Origin of the sequence: Bacillus sp. JJ1566, assembly GCF_036962685.1 — a bacterium.
Lineage (GTDB): Bacteria > Bacillota > Bacilli > Bacillales > Bacillaceae_L > Ferdinandcohnia.
Window position 1 is genome coordinate 58,353 of the sequence record NZ_JBALOP010000002.1, and the last position, 18,286, is coordinate 76,638.

The following is an 18,286-nucleotide window of genomic DNA, read 5'->3' on the forward strand; positions in this document are numbered from 1 at the left end:
ATCTAATGTATTGCAAATAGGTAAAAAGAGGGGGTAATTTAGAGGCGAAGACTATGACTTTTTTGGATAAAGTCGTTTGAATCGAAGTCTAAAGCACCGTACGCTCAAAAGTTAATTATATCATTAAATGTACTGATAGTACATAACGAGCCCTCCGAACACGAAGGGCTCTATCGTCATAGTAAACTACGCTATTGATTTCCTTTTCACTAAATCCTGCCACTGCTTTTTTAATTTTTTCCGTAACTTTTTTAGCATGACTATCATCTCCTTTTTCCTCAGACTTTAAACATTTCAATAACGATGCGTTGTTATAAGTTTGTCTTTAGTATGCGAATAAAAGGAAATGATTATCATGGCAAATTATTGGAAGCTATTAGAAAAGCACCGACGTGCCTCCACATCGATACACACAAATTAGCGTTCAATGGGAATTGCATTTTCTGGTTCAGCAAACGGGTCTTCATCATTTATATGGTCATAAAACATTACTCCATTTAAATGGTCGATTTCATGCTGAAAACAAATAGCCGTTAGACCTTTGAGCTCTACAATGATTTCTTCACCATTCAGAGTGGATCCCTTCACTTTGATTTTTGCATAACGAGGAACATAGCCTGGTACAGCCCGGTCAACAGATAAGCATCCTTCGCCAGCTGTTAAATAACTCTTTTTAACCGAATGACTAATAATCTTTGGATTGAACAAAGCGTAGCTATTAAGAACGTCATCTTCCATTAGATGCACTGCAATCATACGCTTTGACACATTAATCTGTGGTGCGGCAAGCCCAATTCCTGGTCTTAGAGCATATTTTTCTGCAATTTCAGGGTCCTGACTGTTTTTTACATATTCAATGAGTTCTTCTAATGTTTTACGGTCTTCAGCCGATGCTGGCAAAGCAACTTCTTTTGCAACTTTCCGTAAAGTTGGGTGGCCTTCACGGATAATATTTTCCATTGTAATCATCGATATCACTTCCTGAACTTGATGCTTTTTTAGTTAAGTTTATCAAAGGTTCTGTCTTTTTGAAATACAAAAGTTTCGGCATCACACTTGTTCTAAAGCTTGGACAAAGTAATATATTTAAAATAAATTTAATCAAAAAATTTATGTTATGAAAACAACTTATTATATAGTATATTGTAAGTAGCTAAGGGGGAGCAGATTGTGAAAAATAAAACGTTTAAACTTTCATTTATTTTAATTTGTTTGGTTTTTCTCTTATTAGGATGTACGGGCGGGCCATCTCCCGAAGAACAAATTTACGAGACATTAGAAAAAGTGGTCACAGTTGAAAAGGACTTTGAAGAACAACAAGATCCATTAGAAGAATTGGGAAAGAAAGAAAAAGAGTTGTACGATGAAATATTAACCTTAGGAATGAAGGAATTTGAGCAGATTGTTGTCCTTTCAAATGAAGCAATTAATGTTGTATCTGAAAGAGAAAAAAGAAGCAACAATGAATATGAAAGTATGAAGGCGGCAAAAAAAGAATTCCAAAAAATTTCGGATTTTATTTCAGAAATAGATGATGAAAATTTAAAGGAAGAAGCTAATAATTTAGTATCGTTAATGAATCAGCGCTACGATAGCTTTGAAGAATTAAATACTCACTATATGGAATCAATTCAACTTGATCGTAAACTTTATGAAATGTTTCAAAATAAGGAGCTTACAAGTGAGGAATTAAAGCAACAAGTAGATAGCATTAATGAAACGTATAATAAAGTATCAACAGCAAACGATACCTTCAATAATCTGACTGATCAATACAATAAAGCAAAGGTATCATTCTATAAAAATGCTGGTTTAGAAGTTGTTTTTAAAGAAGAAGAATAATACACATGATGAAAGGGCTACCATTGTTGGTAGCCCTTTTTTAATGGATTTTTAAGGTTTTTTTATAAAAAGACTCTATGTAAAATTTTTTCTTGTGATACAGAAGACAAATGTGTACTGGTACAGTTTTTTTATATGGATAAAATTGCAAAAAAATAAAAATTAGAGGACAAGTAATAAAACAGTAAACAAACAATTTGACGACTCTCTTTCATTGTTGTAAACTTGGAAATGGATAGAGAGCAGTTGTATTAATTGCTTTACCAAAATAATTAATACAGCTTCATTTAGGAATCAGAATATCCTTTTCGAGCATGACTAAAAGTCACTACATCTAAAGACCATGTCCTAGCGGATAAAAAATGTCTTTGAAAAGATATATTTTTGGGTAACCTAATGCTGTATGTTTTGTATTTAGAAAATAGGGTAAGAAAGGAAGCGAGAAGAAGATGGCTGTTAAAGCAAATGTCTTTGATTTACAAGGGCAACTGAATAAGGTTGCAGAAAACTTTCCTATGTTTCAGATCTTAAATGAAGAAGGAGAAGTAGTAAATAAAGCTGCTGTTCCTGATTTAAGTGATGATCAATTAAAAGAATTAATGAGAAGAATGGTTTATACACGAATCCTTGACCAACGCTCTATTTCATTAAACCGTCAAGGTCGTTTAGGTTTCTATGCTCCTACTGCAGGTCAAGAAGCATCTCAACTTGCCTCTCAATTTGCTTTAGAAAAAGAAGATTTTATTTTACCAGGTTACCGTGATGTACCTCAGATCGTATGGCATGGCTTACCATTATATCAAGCGTTTTTATTCTCACGTGGACATTTCCATGGAAACCAAATGCCTGAAGGTGTTAATGTAATTTCTCCACAAATCATCATTGGGGCACAATACATACAGTGTGCTGGTGTTGCATTAGGTATGAAAAAACGCGGCAAGAAATCAGTTGCTATTACTTATACTGGTGATGGTGGAACTTCGCAAGGTGATTTCTACGAAGGAATTAACTTTGCTGGAGCGTTCAAAGCACCTGCAATATTCATGGTTCAAAACAACCGTTTTGCTATTTCTACACCTGTTGAAAAACAATCTGCAGCACAAACTTTAGCTCAAAAAGCTGTAGCAGCTGGTATTCCTGGAATTCAAGTTGATGGAATGGATCCACTTGCAGTATATGTAGCTGTTAAAGAAGCTCGTGAGCGTGCAGTTAATGGTGATGGACCAACATTAATTGAGACTATGACTTATCGTTATGGTCCACATACAATGGCTGGGGATGACCCAACTAGATATCGTACTTCTGAGCTTGACAATGAATGGGAAAAGAAAGATCCACTCGTTCGTTTCCGTAAGTACCTTGAAGCTAAAGGTATTTGGAATGAAGAATTAGAAAACCAAGTGATTGAAGAAGCAAAAGAAGATATCAAGAATGCAATCAAAAAAGCAGATGAACAACCAAAACAAAAGGTTACTGACCTTATTTCACATATGTTCGAAGAGCTTCCTCAAAATTTAGAGGAGCAAATGGAAATCTATAAAGCGAAGGAGTCGAAGTAAGCCATGGCGCAAATGACAATGATTCAAGCAATCACTGATGCGTTACGCACAGAATTAAAAAATGACCCGAATGTCTTAGTTTTTGGAGAAGACGTTGGAGTTAACGGCGGTGTGTTCCGTGCTACTGAAGGCCTACAGGCTGAATTCGGTGAAGATCGTGTATTTGATACGCCACTTGCTGAATCAGGTATCGGTGGGCTTGCTGTGGGTCTTAGCTTAGAAGGCTACCGTCCAGTTCCGGAAATTCAGTTCTTTGGCTTTGTCTATGAGGTTATTGATTCCATCAGTGGCCAATTAGCACGTATGCGTTATCGTTCAGGCGGTCGTTACACTGCTCCAGTAACAATTCGTTCACCATTCGGTGGCGGTGTACATACACCAGAACTGCACGCAGATAGCTTAGAAGGATTAATGGCGCAGCAACCTGGTCTTAAGGTTGTAATTCCGTCAACACCATACGATGCAAAAGGTCTATTAATTTCTGCGATTCGTGACAATGATCCGGTTATCTTCTTAGAGCATATGAAACTTTACCGTTCATTCCGCCAAGAGGTTCCAGAAGGTGAATACACGATTGAACTTGGAAAAGCAGAAGTAAAACGTGAAGGTACAGATCTTACTATGATTTCTTATGGTGCGATGGTACACGAGTGTTTAAAAGCTGCAACTGAGTTAGAAAAAGAGGGCGTTTCTGCAGAGGTTATTGACCTACGTACGGTTAGCCCATTAGATATTCCAACCATTATCGCTTCTGTTGAAAAAACAGGACGTGCAATTGTTGTTCAAGAGGCTCAAAAACAAGCTGGAATCGCTGCAAACGTAGTTGCTGAAATCAATGATCGTGCAATCTTAAGTTTAGAAGCTCCAGTATTACGTGTAACTGCACCTGATACTGTATATCCATTCTCACAAGCAGAATCAGTTTGGTTACCAAACTTCAAGGATGTCATTGAAACAGCTAAAAAAGTACTGAACTTCTAATTATATAATCAATTTAATGAAAAAAGCCTTTGGTGTACGAGATAACAGCTATAACATCATATGTAGACCCGTACACCAAGGCATATTTTATTTTATTCTAAAAGAGGTCCCCACCTTAAAAAGGATGGGGTCAAGAAACTAACTATTTAGGAGGCGAAAACCGTGGCATTTGAATTTAAGTTGCCTGATATCGGTGAAGGTATCCATGAGGGTGAAATCGTAAAATGGTTTGTAAAACCAGGCGATGAAGTAAATGAGGACGATGTTCTTTGTGAGGTTCAAAATGATAAAGCAGTAGTAGAAATTCCTTCCCCTGTTAAAGGAAAGGTATTAGATATTCTTGTAGAAGAAGGAACGGTTGCAATTGTAGGTGATACGCTAATTAAATTTGATGCTCCTGGATATGAGGACATTCAATTTAAAGGTGAAGAAACTGACGAAGCTCCTAAACAAGAAGCTAAGGAAGAACAACCGACTGCGACTGCTCCGGAAGCAACTGCACCTGCTGCAGATGTTGATGAAAATCGTCGTGTCATTGCTATGCCTTCCGTTCGTAAATATGCACGTGAAAAAGGTATTGATATTAAAAAGGTTGCAGGCAGTGGTGATAATGGTAGAATAATGAAGTCGGACATTGATGCATTCCTTTCTGGTGGTGCAACTGCTGCGCAAGAAAACAAAGCAGCTGAAGCTCCACAAGCAGCTACTCAAGAGACAGCAAAAGCTCCTGCAAAACAACCAATTCCTGCAGGTCAGTATCCTGAGACTCGTGAAAAAATGAGTGGTATCCGTAAAGCAATTGCTAAGGCTATGGTGAACTCAAAACATACTGCACCACATGTTACATTAATGGACGAAGTTGATGTTACAGAATTGGTTGCACACCGTAAGAAATTCAAAGCAGTTGCAGCTGAAAAAGGTATTAAATTAACATACCTTCCTTATGTAGTTAAGGCATTAACTTCAGCATTACGTGAATTCCCTGCATTAAATACATCACTTGATGATGCAACTGATGAGATTATTCATAAGCATTACTACAATATCGGCATTGCAGCTGATACTGATAGAGGACTTCTAGTTCCAGTTGTAAAAGATGCAGATCGTAAATCTATTTTCACAATTTCAAATGAAATTAATGAATTAGCAGCTAAGGCTCGTGACGGTAAGCTTGCTCCTGATGAAATGAAAGGTGCATCATGTACAATTAGCAATATTGGGTCAGCAGGCGGTCAATGGTTTACACCTGTAATTAACCATCCTGAGGTTGCAATCTTAGGAATCGGTCGTATTGCAGAAAAACCGGTTGTGAAAAACGGTGAAATTGTTGTAGCTCCAGTACTTGCTGTATCATTAAGCTTCGATCACCGTATGATTGATGGGGCTACTGCTCAAAACGCACTCAACCAAATTAAACGCTTGTTGAATGACCCACAATTATTATTAATGGAGGCGTAATAAAATGGTAGTAGGAGATTTCCCAATCGAAACAGACACAATAGTAATTGGTTCCGGCCCTGGTGGATATGTTGCAGCAATTCGTGCAGCACAGCTTGGACAAAAAGTAACCATTGTAGAGAAAGCTACTGTTGGTGGCGTTTGTCTTAACGTTGGATGTATCCCATCTAAGGCATTAATCTCCGCAGGACACCGTTTTGACACAGCTAAAAATTCTGATTCAATGGGAATCAAAGCTGAGAATGTTACACTTGATTTTTCAAAAGTTCAAGCATTTAAAGATGGTGTTGTTAAAAAATTAACTGGTGGAGTTGCAGGATTACTTAAAGGTAACAAAGTTGATGTTGTTCAAGGGGAAGCATACTTTGTAGATGCAAACTCACTACGTGTGATGAGCGAAAACTCTGCACAAACTTACAATTTCAAAAATGCAATTATTGCGACTGGTTCTCGTCCAATCGAGATTCCATCATTTAAGTTCTCAAAACGTGTTCTTGATTCAACAGGTGCACTCGGACTTCAAGAAGTACCTGAAAAAATCGTTGTGATCGGCGGCGGTGTTATCGGTATTGAGCTTGGTGGTGCTTATGCAAACTTTGGATCACAAGTAACAATCCTAGAAGGTGCAGATGACATTCTACTTGGATTTGAAAAGCAAATGACTTCAATTGTTAAAAAGAACCTAAAGAAAAAAGGTGCAGAAATCATCACTAAGGCATTAGCTAAAGGTGTTGAAGAAACCGAAAATGGTGTAACAGTGAAGTATGAAGTAAAAGGTGAAGAACAATCAATCGATGCAGATTATGTGTTCGTAATGGTTGGACGTCGTCCTAATACGGATGAGCTTGGCTTAGAACTTGCAGGTGTTAAAATGAGTGAGAGAGGCGTAATCGACATTGACAAACAATGCCGTACAAGCGTAAGCAATATCTTCGCAATCGGTGATATTGTTCCTGGACCTCAATTAGCACACAAAGCATCATATGAAGGTAAAATTGCTGCAGAAGCAATTGCTGGTCAGCCGTCAGAAATTGACTATTTAGGAATTCCTGCTGTTGTGTTCTCTGAACCTGAACTTGCTACTGTTGGTTACACTGAACAACAAGCAAAAGACGAAGGAATTGAAATCGTAGCAGCTAAATTCCCATATGCAGCAAACGGTCGTGCGCTTGCTCTAGAAGCAACAGATGGTTTTGTGAAGCTCATTACTCGTAAAGAAGATGGACTTCTAATCGGTGCTCAAGTAGCTGGTGAAAGTGCATCAGATATCATCTCTGAATTAGGTCTTGCAGTTGAAGCTGGAATGACTGCAGAAGATATCGCAATGACCATTCACGCTCACCCAACACTTGGTGAAATTACAATGGAGGCAGCAGAAGTTGCTCTAGGAACTCCAATTCATATTGTAAAATAAATACAAAAAAATCGCTCCGTTTTGGAGCGATTTTTTGTTATTATTTTTTTGAACTTGTCGATGAAGATAATACATTTTCCAAAGGGGTAATGATTTCGTCTTTATCCAAATTCCCTTCAATTTTTTCAAGGACTTTATCTTGTTGAATAATTAATAAAGATGGATATTCCTCTATCTGATATTTCGTATAAAGTCTATTTTCTTCAGAAGATATAACCTTCATATTCGCAATTTCAGTTGGAAATTTATTTCTAAGCTCCAGTAAAGCATCATAGTAGCTGCTTTCATTACGAAGATTATCCTCATCGGAAAAAAAGATAATTTGCTTTTCATCGGTTTCCGGTATTGGTGGCTGAGCCTTGTGCGAAGAACACGAGGAAAGAATAAAAAAAGAAAGTATGATTAGAGTATATGCTTTCATTTTTATTATCACTCTTCCATAAAATAGTCAAATGTATAGGTCTTTACAGCTAATCTTAGATAATACAAAACACCTATTTTTTCATTCCAATTTATTTTATCATGTATTCTAAAAATTCTTTCCAATGTAATCGATTTGTTACATAAATGAAAAATACTACTATCTTTTTGTGCATATTAATTAATATAGTAAATAGATTTTATAAAAGACATGCATATGACCTGAAGGTAAAAGGGGAGTTTCTTTCATGAAGGTATATGTAATTGGATTGATTCAGGTTTTAATTTGGAGTACTTTTTCATTGGTTACATGGCTATCGGGCTCTGACAGCCTGCTTGCAAAAGGAATATTATTGATTATCTTTTGTTATATTGCCTTCTTAATTGCTACCAAAATCGGGTTGACACGAAAAGGATCCCTTGTAATAACGGCCATCTCATTTTTTTGTTTTTTCTCCTTTGAAAAGGTGTATTGGGCATTTACGTAAAAATAGACCACATCTCAAGGATATGGTCTATTTTTAGACTCAAAGACTTACAAAACATGCCGTTATTTTCGTTTATAAAAATACATAACTCGTTCATTGAATAGGTGCAATTCGCCTTCAAGTTTTTTAGCTAAAAACTTGCAAAATTCATTTGCTTTTCCTTTGTCACCAACAGTTGAACTTTCGGGAAGAGTAACCTGTATATAACATTGGTCTGTATTCTCACCATTTTGCTCTTCAATGTTCTCATGACCAACTCCAACTATGATTGCATTGTATTTTTGGTGATCTGATTTTAAATAAAACCAGTTTTTTTCTTGATTCATTTCTTTTATTTGGTAAGGAAATGCAGCGTTATCGTAATCCCAATCAAGCTGCCTACCGGTTTTACCTGTAATTTCTTTATAATAGCTAAAGAGGTCTTTGACATCATCAAGTGAAATATTTTGTACGTTTGATGCAGGAACAAGCTTTATGTATGCGTTTTCCAAACTTTTCACTCCTACTCCAGATTGTATTCATTATATATCTCTTATTCTTGTGAATTCACTCCTATTCTAGCATTTTATTGGTAATACTTACAACTTCAGATTATTAAGGATGCGGATATAGAAGGATTGTAGCGTATATGCTGAAAATTTATTTAAAAAATTTAATAATGTTATACAATTAACCATTGACTAACTAAATGTGACATACTATTATATAAGTAACATAACATAAAGCGTTTTCAAATGAGTTGAAGGAAATCTACTTTTCGAAAGGGGCTTTGAATAATGGGTACAATCATCTGTCAAACTTGCAGCGAGACAATTGAGCACTTTGAATACGAAAAAGTAACAACACTTTATTCAACATGCGACCATTGCGATTGCCATCACGAAGAAAACTGATTTATTTTATTCAAACTATATGAAAAAAGCATGCAGAAATTGCATGCTTTCTTTTTGGGCTTTAACGAATTGCTCTGTGCTCTTTGATGACGCGTAGAAATTTTAATTCATAATCCTCAGGTCCTTGGACAGGGAGTCCTGCTTCAACATTTGTTTGTATATAGGTTAAGTTCTCTTCGGTAATGATTTCTCCAGGGATAAAAATGGGTATTCCGGGCGGATATACCATTATGAATTCCGCTATTACACGTCCGGCAGATTCTTCAAATGGTACCACTTCTGTTTCAGAATAAAATGCATCCCTTGGTGATAAAGCAAGAACTGGAATATCTGGAAGCAAAACTTCTGGAACAGTTCTTGATTCTGAAAAATGGGATACTTCATCGGAAAGATTAGCTAGCGCCTCAATCAGTAAATCGGCTTCTTTTTTAGAATCGCCAGGTGTCACAATACATAGGATGTTGTAGAGGTCGGACATCTCCACTTCAATATTATATTTTTCACGTAACCAAACTTCCGCATCTGACCCTGTAATGCCAAGATCTTTTACAGAAATAATTAATTTTGTCGGGTCAAAATCAAATGTGGCTTTAGAGCCTAAAATTTCTCGCCCAACACAATATAGTTTGTCGATTTCATTGATTCTGTCTCGAATATAATTGGCTAATTCGATTGTTTTTTCAATGAGGTCATGACCTTCTGTCACTAAACGTTTCCTTGCAACGTCTAATGATGCTAATAGCAAATAAGAAGTAGACGTTGTTGTGAGCATACTTAAAATGGATTGAACTCTGTTAGCGGAAACTAAACCTTCTTTTACATTTAAAATAGAGCTTTGTGTCATTGATCCTCCAAGTTTATGGACGCTTGTAGCGGCCATGTCTGCACCAGCCTGCATTGCTGATGGGGGAAGCCCTTCATGGAAGTGAATATGAACACCATGTGCCTCGTCAACGAGAACCGGAACATCATAGGAATGAGCGATATCTACAATTTTTTTTAGGTCTGCCGCTATCCCAAAATAAGTTGGGTTAATCACAAGTAAGCCTTTTGCATCAGGATGCTGTTCAAGTGCTTTTTCAACGGAGTCTGTAGTGATTCCATGAGAAATACCTAATTGATTATCAATTTCAGGATGAATGAAAATAGGAACTGCACCTGAAAAAACAATGGCTGACATTACAGATTTGTGTACGTTTCTTGGTACTATGATTTTATCTCCAGGGCCACAGACAGCCATGACCATTGTCATGATGGCTCCACTCGTGCCTTGAACAGAAAAAAATGTATGATCCGCACCAAAGGCTTCGGCAGCAAGGTCTTGCGCTTGCTTAATTATCCCCTTAGGCTGATGTAGATCATCTAAAGGTCCAATATTGATTAAATCGATGGATAAGGCATTAACACCGATAAAGTTTCGAAATTCAGGGTCAATTCCAGCTCCTTTTTTATGTCCTGGGATATGGAATTGGGTTGGATTCTTTTTTGCGTGTTCAACAAGACCAGTAAATAATGGTGTTTCATTTTGTGACAATTGATAACCACACCTCTTTATTTAAAATGAATAAACGTACGATTCTACATCCAGCTCCAGCGCCTAGCCAGTTTTCATCCTGAATAATCTTCTAGGAGTATCTTGCGAAAAGCTTTTGCTTTGAGCAGCTCGCGGTCACAAGCCATTCCATCAAGAAGGTCAAGTTGCAACCTTCTAGCCGGCTCTTCTTGCTTGTCGGACTTGCACAGGACAAGGAAGGCTTCGACAGCATAATCATCGCACGAAGAAAATGCATTGCATTTTCGAGGACGTGCTGACATCGACGTTTTCCACAGGACGTGGCAGTATTTAGTCGAGTCCGCGATTCAAGACGCATGCGCATTCGTTACATAAAACAAATGAATTATAGCACTTCTCTTACCGTTTGCATATAAAAATATTTCTCTTTCTTAAATTGTCTCATTGAATGATAATTAATCATTTAACTTTATTCAGAATAAGGTATACTTCTAAAAAATGGGTGATGAATGATTCAGAGTATACAATACAATTGGGGTTTAAACTCCGACTGAATAAAGTTAAAACCTCCGGTGGATGCCACGATTTTTCAAAGGAATATTTTCGAGCAAGCTCGAAAAAAATCGGGCGCAAATACGCCAAAGCGTATTTGATTAGACTGTTAAAACTTTGCTAAAGAAAACAAAAAAAGAGGAGTTTTCAGTTTTAATCACGAAATGGTTTAGTTGAAAGGTGGGAGTCTAATGAATTGGGAAACAAAGGTTTCGACGTTATTAGGTATAAAATATCCAATCGTTCAAGGAGGTCTTGCATATTTAGCTTATTCCGAGCTTGCAGCTGCAGTTTCAAATGCAGGTGGACTAGGTCAAATTACAGCAATGTCACTTGATACGCCTGAGGAGCTCCGCAATGAAATTAAAAAAGTAAAAGAACTAACAAATAATCCGTTTGGGGTTAACTATGCGATTGGACAACATGGAAGACCATTTTCAGACATGCTTGAAGTAGCAATCGAGGAAGAAGTGCCTGTCATTACAATGACTGGCGGGAACCCTGCCCCTATTTTTGAACAATTAAAAGGTGTTAACACAAAGAAGCTTGTTCTTGTTGCAGCTAGAAGACAAGCGCAAAAAGCCGAGGAATTAGGAGCCGATGCTGTGATGGTAGTTGGCCAAGAGGGTGGAGGTCACCTTGGCAGACAGGATATCGGAACAATGGTTCTTATTCCACAGGTTGTCGATGCGGTATCCATTCCAGTTATCGCATCTGGTGGGATTGGTGATGCGCGTGGCTTAATGGCAGCATTAAGTTTAGGGGCTGAAGGAATTGAAATGGGAACTCGTTTTATTGCTACAAAAGAATGTGTTCATGCCCATCAAGGCTATAAAGATGCATTGATAAAAGGAACTGAAAATGATACTGTTGTGATTAAACGATCACTTGGCGCGCCAGGCAGGGCTATTGCAAATGAATGGACTTCGAAAATTCTTCAATTAGAAGAAGCAAACAGCGGATATGAAGGATTAAAGGATTACATAAGTGGTCAAGCTAATATGAGCTATATTTATGAAGGAAAATTAGATGGTGGATTTGCTTGGGCTGGTCAGGTTATGGGTCTGATCAAAGATGAACCAACAGTAGCCGAGCTATTTGATCAAACGATCTCCGAGGCCGAGCAAATCAGGAACAAGTGGAGTAAATAGAGGTGAGATAGTTGGATTATCAATATCCGATTTCATATGATTGGAGCACGGATGAAGTTGTCGATGTAATTGCCTTTTTTGAATGTGTTGAAAAAGCGTATGAAAAGGGAATTGCAAGGGAAAAAATGATGCAGGCATATAAACGCTTTAAAGAAATTGTTCCGAGCAAATCTGAAGAAAAAAAGGTTTGCGGTGAATTTGAGGAAACAAGCGGGTATTCTGCATACCGTGTTATCCAAAAGGCAAAAGAAAATACGGAAATCATCAAAATGTAGGAAAAAAAGGATGTCTAGGACATCCTTTTTTCATTGAAAGCTTGTCGAAAAATGAATCGTTTTCGAAACTTATTTTGAACTTTGTTGTGCTAACTGGTATAATGGGAGTAACTTTCTGAAAGTTCCATCAATTACTCGTACCAATTCTTCAGCTTTCATATCAATTACTTCGTCTCGAGAAATGTTAATTCCACAAAGTATCTCAGCCTTTTTGACAGTTTGAAGTCGTGTGAACATGGATTCAAGTTCTTGTTTGTTTAACCCATGATGGATAAGTGTATCGGGTTTTGTGTGATCAACTGACCATAGGAAATGGTTTGGAACACTTTCCCTTACTTTCTTGGATTGTTCCATTAAAATCGTGCCAAACTCTTGCTTAATCGGAGCTTCGTATATAACCGCAAACCAAACAAAAAGATGAGTGTTCCACAATCCGATTTGAAAATGAGGCAGCATTTTATAACCTCGCTTATTATTTGCAAACGCAACCCAAGTATCTTTAGGTGGATTGATTGTCCTTCTTGCATGTTTTGCCACATGAGCAAACATTTCATCTCCAGTAAGACTAGAAAGTGTAGGGGCAAAATGATTCCCTAAATCCTCTAATTTAGGCCGAACATGTGTAATTAATGCATCCATTCGATTTTCTAGCCCATCTATTGTAAATACGTCAAAGTCTTCTTTTGTAAATCCTGTAAAAGTCATTTTATGTATCCTCCTAATGATATTCCTATAGGTATTTTACCAAAAGCATAGGAATTTCTGAACTAGTCTGCTTTGAATTTAAATAAAGGCATATATAGGTATACGCACATATTTGTTACAATGCACCAGTTTTTTCATAAGATAATGGTAACAAGTAAGAATAGTCAAAAAGGGAATTTGGATTGAAAAAGTGGAAAGGGGTGCGGAAATTGAAACAAGTGATAAATGATTTAAAGCGTAAGGATGGAGAAAAACGCTTGGCAGTGTTACGTTTGGAAGTAGATTATGAATTGGCAACCCTTTATGATGCGATGATTGACAATGATGAACTGAAAAAAGCTGAATGTAAAAAGAAACTACAAAAGCTTAGCAAAGAAATTATTAAACTTGAAGTGTAAATGTTAGGTGGCGAACCAGAATTGGTTCGCTTTCCTTATTGCTTGCTTTTCTGCAAATAAGTAAAGTAAGCTTTTAAAGAGTGATACTTAGCGTATACTATCCGTTGGGTAACTTTATTCATTGGAGATGTATAAAGTTACTGCCTCCGGCGGATGCCACAGATTTTCAAAGGTATCTTTTCGACCAAGTAAGATCAAAGACTAAAAACGCTACATCATGTGGCAAGGTCTTTATGACCCACATCCTGTGGGCCTAAAATCTGGGCTGCAAATACGCCAAGGCTTATTTGATTAAAAGTGAGGTACTAAACATGGTTAATTGGGATGAAATAGAGAATTTTGCAAAACATTGGATAAGGGAAGCGGGGCAACGGATAAGAGATTCGTTCCAGGCAAAGCTTGTAGTTGAAACAAAATCCAATCCTGATGATCTCGTCACAAATATGGATAAAGAAACTGAACAATTTTTTATCGAAAAAATCCATGGAACTTTTCCATCTCATCAAATTCTTGGAGAGGAGGGCTTTGGAAATAAAATTAATTCCTTAGAAGGTGTCACGTGGATTATTGATCCTATTGATGGCACAATGAATTTTGTTCATCAACAGCGCCATTTTGCAATTTCTGTTGCAGTCTATGAAGATGGAGTGGGGCAAATTGGACTTATTTACGATGTCGTACATGATGAACTTTATCACGCACGTAAAGACCATGGTGCCTATTTTAACTCTACAAAAATTGAACCTTTAGGGGAAGTCCCTCTTGAAGAGGCAATAGTTGCCATAAATGCTACATGGGTTACAGAGAATAAACGAATTGATCCTAAAATTTTGATTCCAATTGTAAATGCTGTTCGAGGAACTCGTTCTTATGGTTCGGCAGCTTTGGAAATCGCATATCTCGTAACTGGCAGAATTGACGTCTACATCACAATGCGCTTATCACCTTGGGATTTTGCAGCCGGTGTAGTTCTTTTAAAGGAGGTAGGCGGAATGATAACAACGCTGGATGGGGAGCCATTAAACTTTTTAAAAGAGAATAGTGTTTTTGTCGCAAGACCAAACCTACATAAAGAGATTTTTACAAAGTTTTTAAAAAGAAAATAAACAAAAAATGCGTGAAGAGGCAGAATTAAAGTCTGCCACTCTCACGCATTTTTTTCTTTGTTGTAAATCCTAAACCTGTAACAATAATTACTGCAATAATAGACAGAATAATACCTAACAGGCTTTTTTCAGCAATCGATACACCAATCAGCATAATACAAACTGCTGTAGCAATTGCGATGAGTAGCATTGGAAGATTCACGTTTTTCATAGTTGTTGCCCCTTTCTACAAATTATTTTACATGGAAATATATATTATTTCTACTCTATGGTATATAATAATTTAGTTCCGATTTTTTTCGAAAGTAAAAAAATGTAAAAAATAATTTAGTTAATAGTTGTCTAGCTCCAGGCGCCATCGGCTCTCTGGTCTAGCCAATCGCTTTTGAAGGCAAAGAGCGCCTTGCGCTTTTCTAATTTAATTTGATAATAGGAGATGTGAAATCTTGACAACACGTAATGACTTACGAAATATAGCAATTATCGCCCACGTTGACCATGGTAAAACAACACTTGTAGATACAATGCTTCATCAATCAGGAACATTCCGTTCGAATGAGCATGTAGATGAACGTGTAATGGACTCAAATGATATTGAGCGTGAACGTGGTATCACCATTCTTGCCAAAAATACAGCAATTAATTATAAGGAAACGCGAATTAATATCATGGATACTCCCGGACATGCTGACTTTGGTGGGGAAGTTGAACGTATTATGAAAATGGTTGATGGCGTATTATTAGTCGTCGATGCCTATGAAGGCTGTATGCCACAAACTCGTTTTGTATTGAAAAAAGCATTGGAACAAAATCTTAGACCAATCGTAGTTGTAAATAAAATTGACCGTGACTTTGCTCGCCCAGAGGAAGTTATCGATGAAGTAATCGACTTATTTATCGAGTTAGATGCATCTGAAGAACAATTAGAGTTTCCGGTCGTCTATGCTTCAGCACTCAATGGAACAGCAAGTACAGATCCACATCAACAGGATGAGAACATGGAAGCATTATTCGACTGTATCATTGAAAACATCCCTGCTCCAATTGATAATAGTGAAGAACCATTACAATTCCAAGTAGCTTTACTTGATTATAACGATTATGTTGGAAGAATTGGAATTGGACGAGTATTCAGAGGAACCATGCATGTTGGACAGCAAGTTGCTTTAATGAAATTAGATGGCAGTGTGAAACAATTCCGTGTTACAAAAATCTTTGGTTTCTCAGGTTTAAAACGGATTGAAATCCAGGAAGCAAAAGCGGGAGATCTTATTGCTGTATCAGGTATGGAGGATATCAATGTTGGTGAAACAGTATGTCCAACAGAACACCAAGATGCTTTGCCAATTCTTCATATTGATGAGCCGACATTACAAATGACATTTTTAGTAAATAATAGTCCATTCGCAGGACGAGAAGGAAAATATGTTACATCACGTAAAATTGAAGAACGTTTACGAGCGCAGCTTCAAACTGACGTAAGCTTACGCGTAGATAATACTGATTCTCCAGATGCATGGATTGTTTCTGGTCGTGGAGAGCTTCACCTATCTATTTTAATTGAAAACATGCGCCGTGAAGGCTTTGAACTTCAAGTATCTAAACCACAAGTTATCGTAAGAGAAATCGATGGTGTTCGCTGCGAACCAGTTGAACGTGTTCAAATTGATGTACCTGAAGAGCATACTGGTTCAATCATGGAATCCATTGGTGCACGTAAAGGCGAAATGTTAGATATGATTAACAATGGTAATGGCCAAGTACGACTTATCTTTATGGTACCTGCACGTGGACTTATTGGCTACACAACTGAATTTTTAACCCTAACAAGAGGCTTTGGAATTCTAAATCATACCTTCGATAGCTACAAGCCGATGGCTTCAGGTAATGTTGGTGGAAGAAGACAAGGTGTCCTTGTATCAATGGAAACTGGGAAAGCAACACAGTACGGAATTATGGGTGTTGAGGACCGTGGTACGATCTTTGTTGAGCCTGGTACAGAAGTTTATGAAGGTATGATTGTGGGTGAACATACCCGTGAAAATGATTTAACGGTTAATATCGTGAAAGCGAAACAAATGACAAACATGCGTTCAGCTAATAAAGACCAAACAACGACCATGAAAAAGCCACGAATTATGTCATTAGAGGAAACACTCGAATACTTAAACGATGATGAGTATTGTGAAGTTACACCAGAATCCATCCGTTTACGTAAAAAGGTTCTTGATAAAAATGAACGTGAAAAAGCAGCAAAACGAAAAAAACTTGCTGAAGTGAATCAATAAGGTTGTGCACCTTGTCCCTTTCTGATACTTTAATGATAGTTAGTGTTAGAAAGAGGGTATGAATGGATATGGATGTCTACGAACACATGTGGCCGATTGCAAGAACAATCTATAGTTCGACAACTCCAAATGTTGGTGCAAATATATTGTACCTTGTAATCTTACTCCTAACGATTATCGTATTCCGTTTAGGATTTGCAAAAAAACTGCCATTGTTAAAAAATATTGTCATTTATGTATGTCTTGCCTTAGGTTGTACAATTTTAACGTTTTTAGGTGCTTTTCTACCGATTGCAGAAGGATTAGCGATTACCGCTGCTATTTTACTTGTTTATAAAATTCGCCTTCACCAAACAAAGAAAAGTGAAGCGTAGGAGGTAATCTGATGAAATCCCTACAGGATGCAATTTATAATTGGTTAACGATTAAAGTTGTGGCTGAAGCAAGACCAGACGATACAGCAGCTAAGGAAACATTCGATCTTTTCGAGGATATTTTAGTGAATGAGTTTAAGCTAAAGGATATCGAAATTCAAAAAGATGATTCTTTTTATTTTGTGAAGTATACGATAGATGGAGAAGCAAAGAGTACGCGATTTTCGACCGAGTTAATCGAGATTATGCATGATCAAATCAGTCAACATCCTGAGAGATATCAGAATTACGAATAAAACAAGAGCCGAGCGGTTATGCTCGGCTTTTTATGTGTTTTATCGATGTCTAGCTCCAGGCGCCATCGGCTCGAGGTCACAAGCCAATCGCTTCTGAAGGCAAAAAACGCCTTCTGTCAGCGCTTGTCTTGTGCTTGTCGCCGATAAGCAGGCGCCTTCCGCTTTTCTTTTTTACCACCAATCGTCGTCTGTTTTCTTTTTGCGGTACAACCTGAATTTATTTGTGGCGATTCGTTCCTGCGTTCTTGTTTCAATGCGATCATGACATTCTGTGCACATATATGTATGGATTGGGCGATTTCTTAATCGTTTGGCGAGGCTGGATTCATCCTCGATGTCCTCGATTTTATCACAAATTACACATTTTACCTTCATTTTTATGAACCCCTCAAGTATTATCTAGTATCTATTTTTCCATGTCTAGCTTCAGGCGCCATCGGTTCGAGGTCATAAGCCAATCGCTTCGGAAGGTAAAGAACACCTTCTGTCAGCGCTCGTCTTATGCTTGTCGCCGATAGGCGGAAGCATTAAGCTTTTCTTTATTATACAACAATCCATACTTTTCTGACAAAG

General features: G+C 37.4%; 21 protein-coding genes. 14 read left to right on the forward strand and 7 right to left on the reverse strand.

What is annotated here, in order from left to right:
• Window positions 1–417 precede the first annotated feature (417 nt).
• The gene (def, locus tag V7112_RS01170; RefSeq protein WP_335414169.1) at window positions 418–969 is read right to left on the reverse strand and encodes a peptide deformylase; all 552 of its coding nucleotides are present in this window, start codon (window positions 967–969) and stop codon (window positions 418–420) included.
• Between the two features lie 201 nt (window positions 970–1,170).
• On the opposite strand from def, the gene V7112_RS01175 reads away from it, so the two are divergent.
• The 5 genes from V7112_RS01175 to lpdA all read left to right on the forward strand — a co-directional run bounded on the left by V7112_RS01175 (window position 1,171) and on the right by lpdA (window position 7,254).
• On the forward strand, window positions 1,171–1,842 hold the full coding sequence (locus V7112_RS01175) for a YkyA family protein (protein ID WP_335414173.1): 672 nt from the start codon (window positions 1,171–1,173) through the stop codon (window positions 1,840–1,842).
• Window positions 1,843–2,291: 449 nt separating this feature from the next.
• Window positions 2,292–3,401: a pyruvate dehydrogenase (acetyl-transferring) E1 component subunit alpha gene (gene pdhA, locus V7112_RS01180; protein ID WP_335414176.1), complete on the forward strand. Its 1,110-nt coding sequence runs from the start codon at window positions 2,292–2,294 to the stop codon at window positions 3,399–3,401.
• A 3-nt stretch (window positions 3,402–3,404) separates the two neighbouring features.
• Window positions 3,405–4,382: an alpha-ketoacid dehydrogenase subunit beta gene (locus V7112_RS01185; protein ID WP_335414180.1), complete on the forward strand. Its 978-nt coding sequence runs from the start codon at window positions 3,405–3,407 to the stop codon at window positions 4,380–4,382.
• Between the two features lie 162 nt (window positions 4,383–4,544).
• Complete coding sequence (locus V7112_RS01190; RefSeq protein WP_335414183.1) at window positions 4,545–5,840, forward strand: dihydrolipoamide acetyltransferase family protein; 1,296 nt, start codon at window positions 4,545–4,547, stop codon at window positions 5,838–5,840.
• A gap of 4 nt (window positions 5,841–5,844) precedes the next feature.
• Window positions 5,845–7,254: a dihydrolipoyl dehydrogenase gene (gene lpdA, locus V7112_RS01195; RefSeq protein WP_335414188.1), complete on the forward strand. Its 1,410-nt coding sequence runs from the start codon at window positions 5,845–5,847 to the stop codon at window positions 7,252–7,254.
• A gap of 40 nt (window positions 7,255–7,294) precedes the next feature.
• Here the strand turns inward: lpdA and V7112_RS01200 are convergent, their stop codons facing one another.
• Window positions 7,295–7,675: a thioredoxin domain-containing protein gene (locus V7112_RS01200; protein WP_335414191.1), complete on the reverse strand. Its 381-nt coding sequence runs from the start codon at window positions 7,673–7,675 to the stop codon at window positions 7,295–7,297.
• 247 nt (window positions 7,676–7,922) lie between these two features.
• Here V7112_RS01200 and V7112_RS01205 point away from each other — a divergent pair, with 247 nt between their 5' ends.
• The gene (locus V7112_RS01205; protein WP_335414194.1) at window positions 7,923–8,162 is read left to right on the forward strand and encodes a hypothetical protein; all 240 of its coding nucleotides are present in this window, start codon (window positions 7,923–7,925) and stop codon (window positions 8,160–8,162) included.
• A 62-nt stretch (window positions 8,163–8,224) separates the two neighbouring features.
• Here the strand turns inward: V7112_RS01205 and V7112_RS01210 are convergent, their stop codons facing one another.
• Window positions 8,225–8,653: a DUF1885 family protein gene (locus V7112_RS01210; RefSeq protein WP_335414198.1), complete on the reverse strand. Its 429-nt coding sequence runs from the start codon at window positions 8,651–8,653 to the stop codon at window positions 8,225–8,227.
• A 285-nt stretch (window positions 8,654–8,938) separates the two neighbouring features.
• On the opposite strand from V7112_RS01210, the gene V7112_RS01215 reads away from it, so the two are divergent.
• Window positions 8,939–9,055, forward strand: a complete 117-nt coding sequence (locus V7112_RS01215; protein ID WP_335414201.1) for a GapA-binding peptide SR1P — start codon at window positions 8,939–8,941, stop codon at window positions 9,053–9,055.
• Window positions 9,056–9,116: 61 nt separating this feature from the next.
• Here V7112_RS01215 and V7112_RS01220 read toward each other — a convergent pair whose 3' ends face one another.
• Window positions 9,117–10,589, reverse strand: coding sequence for an aminotransferase class I/II-fold pyridoxal phosphate-dependent enzyme (locus V7112_RS01220; protein WP_335414204.1), 1,473 nt, complete (start codon window positions 10,587–10,589; stop codon window positions 9,117–9,119).
• A gap of 722 nt (window positions 10,590–11,311) precedes the next feature.
• Between V7112_RS01220 and V7112_RS01225 the strand changes: the two genes are divergently transcribed.
• Both V7112_RS01225 and V7112_RS01230 read left to right on the forward strand, forming a co-directional pair.
• Window positions 11,312–12,271 carry an NAD(P)H-dependent flavin oxidoreductase gene (locus V7112_RS01225; protein ID WP_335414206.1) on the forward strand — a complete coding sequence of 320 codons (960 nt, stop codon included), beginning with the start codon at window positions 11,312–11,314 and terminating at the stop codon, window positions 12,269–12,271.
• Window positions 12,272–12,282: 11 nt separating this feature from the next.
• Window positions 12,283–12,546, forward strand: a complete 264-nt coding sequence (locus tag V7112_RS01230) for a UPF0223 family protein (RefSeq protein ID WP_335414209.1) — start codon at window positions 12,283–12,285, stop codon at window positions 12,544–12,546.
• Between the two features lie 69 nt (window positions 12,547–12,615).
• On the opposite strand, the gene V7112_RS01235 is transcribed toward V7112_RS01230, so the two are convergent.
• Window positions 12,616–13,251, reverse strand: a complete 636-nt coding sequence (locus V7112_RS01235) for a YktB family protein (RefSeq protein ID WP_335414212.1) — start codon at window positions 13,249–13,251, stop codon at window positions 12,616–12,618.
• 209 nt (window positions 13,252–13,460) lie between these two features.
• Here V7112_RS01235 and V7112_RS01240 point away from each other — a divergent pair, with 209 nt between their 5' ends.
• Together V7112_RS01240 and V7112_RS01245 are read left to right on the forward strand one after the other, a co-directional pair.
• On the forward strand, window positions 13,461–13,649 hold the full coding sequence (locus V7112_RS01240; RefSeq protein ID WP_335414215.1) for a hypothetical protein: 189 nt from the start codon (window positions 13,461–13,463) through the stop codon (window positions 13,647–13,649).
• Between the two features lie 311 nt (window positions 13,650–13,960).
• Window positions 13,961–14,755 carry an inositol monophosphatase family protein gene (locus V7112_RS01245; RefSeq protein ID WP_335414218.1) on the forward strand — a complete coding sequence of 265 codons (795 nt, stop codon included), beginning with the start codon at window positions 13,961–13,963 and terminating at the stop codon, window positions 14,753–14,755.
• A gap of 25 nt (window positions 14,756–14,780) precedes the next feature.
• Here the strand turns inward: V7112_RS01245 and V7112_RS01250 are convergent, their stop codons facing one another.
• A complete protein-coding gene (locus V7112_RS01250) occupies window positions 14,781–14,966 on the reverse strand; it encodes a YlaF family protein (RefSeq protein WP_335414222.1) in 186 nt (61 codons plus the stop codon).
• A 235-nt stretch (window positions 14,967–15,201) separates the two neighbouring features.
• Between V7112_RS01250 and typA the strand changes: the two genes are divergently transcribed.
• The 3 genes from typA to V7112_RS01265 all read left to right on the forward strand — a co-directional run bounded on the left by typA (window position 15,202) and on the right by V7112_RS01265 (window position 17,713).
• On the forward strand, window positions 15,202–17,043 hold the full coding sequence (gene typA / locus V7112_RS01255) for a translational GTPase TypA (RefSeq protein WP_335414225.1): 1,842 nt from the start codon (window positions 15,202–15,204) through the stop codon (window positions 17,041–17,043).
• A gap of 68 nt (window positions 17,044–17,111) precedes the next feature.
• The gene (locus tag V7112_RS01260; RefSeq protein WP_438823851.1) at window positions 17,112–17,417 is read left to right on the forward strand and encodes a YlaH-like family protein; all 306 of its coding nucleotides are present in this window, start codon (window positions 17,112–17,114) and stop codon (window positions 17,415–17,417) included.
• Window positions 17,418–17,428: 11 nt separating this feature from the next.
• The gene (locus V7112_RS01265) at window positions 17,429–17,713 is read left to right on the forward strand and encodes a hypothetical protein (protein WP_335414228.1); all 285 of its coding nucleotides are present in this window, start codon (window positions 17,429–17,431) and stop codon (window positions 17,711–17,713) included.
• 171 nt (window positions 17,714–17,884) lie between these two features.
• Here the strand turns inward: V7112_RS01265 and V7112_RS01270 are convergent, their stop codons facing one another.
• A complete protein-coding gene (locus V7112_RS01270) occupies window positions 17,885–18,088 on the reverse strand; it encodes a YlaI family protein (RefSeq protein WP_335414230.1) in 204 nt (67 codons plus the stop codon).
• Window positions 18,089–18,286 lie beyond the last annotated feature (198 nt).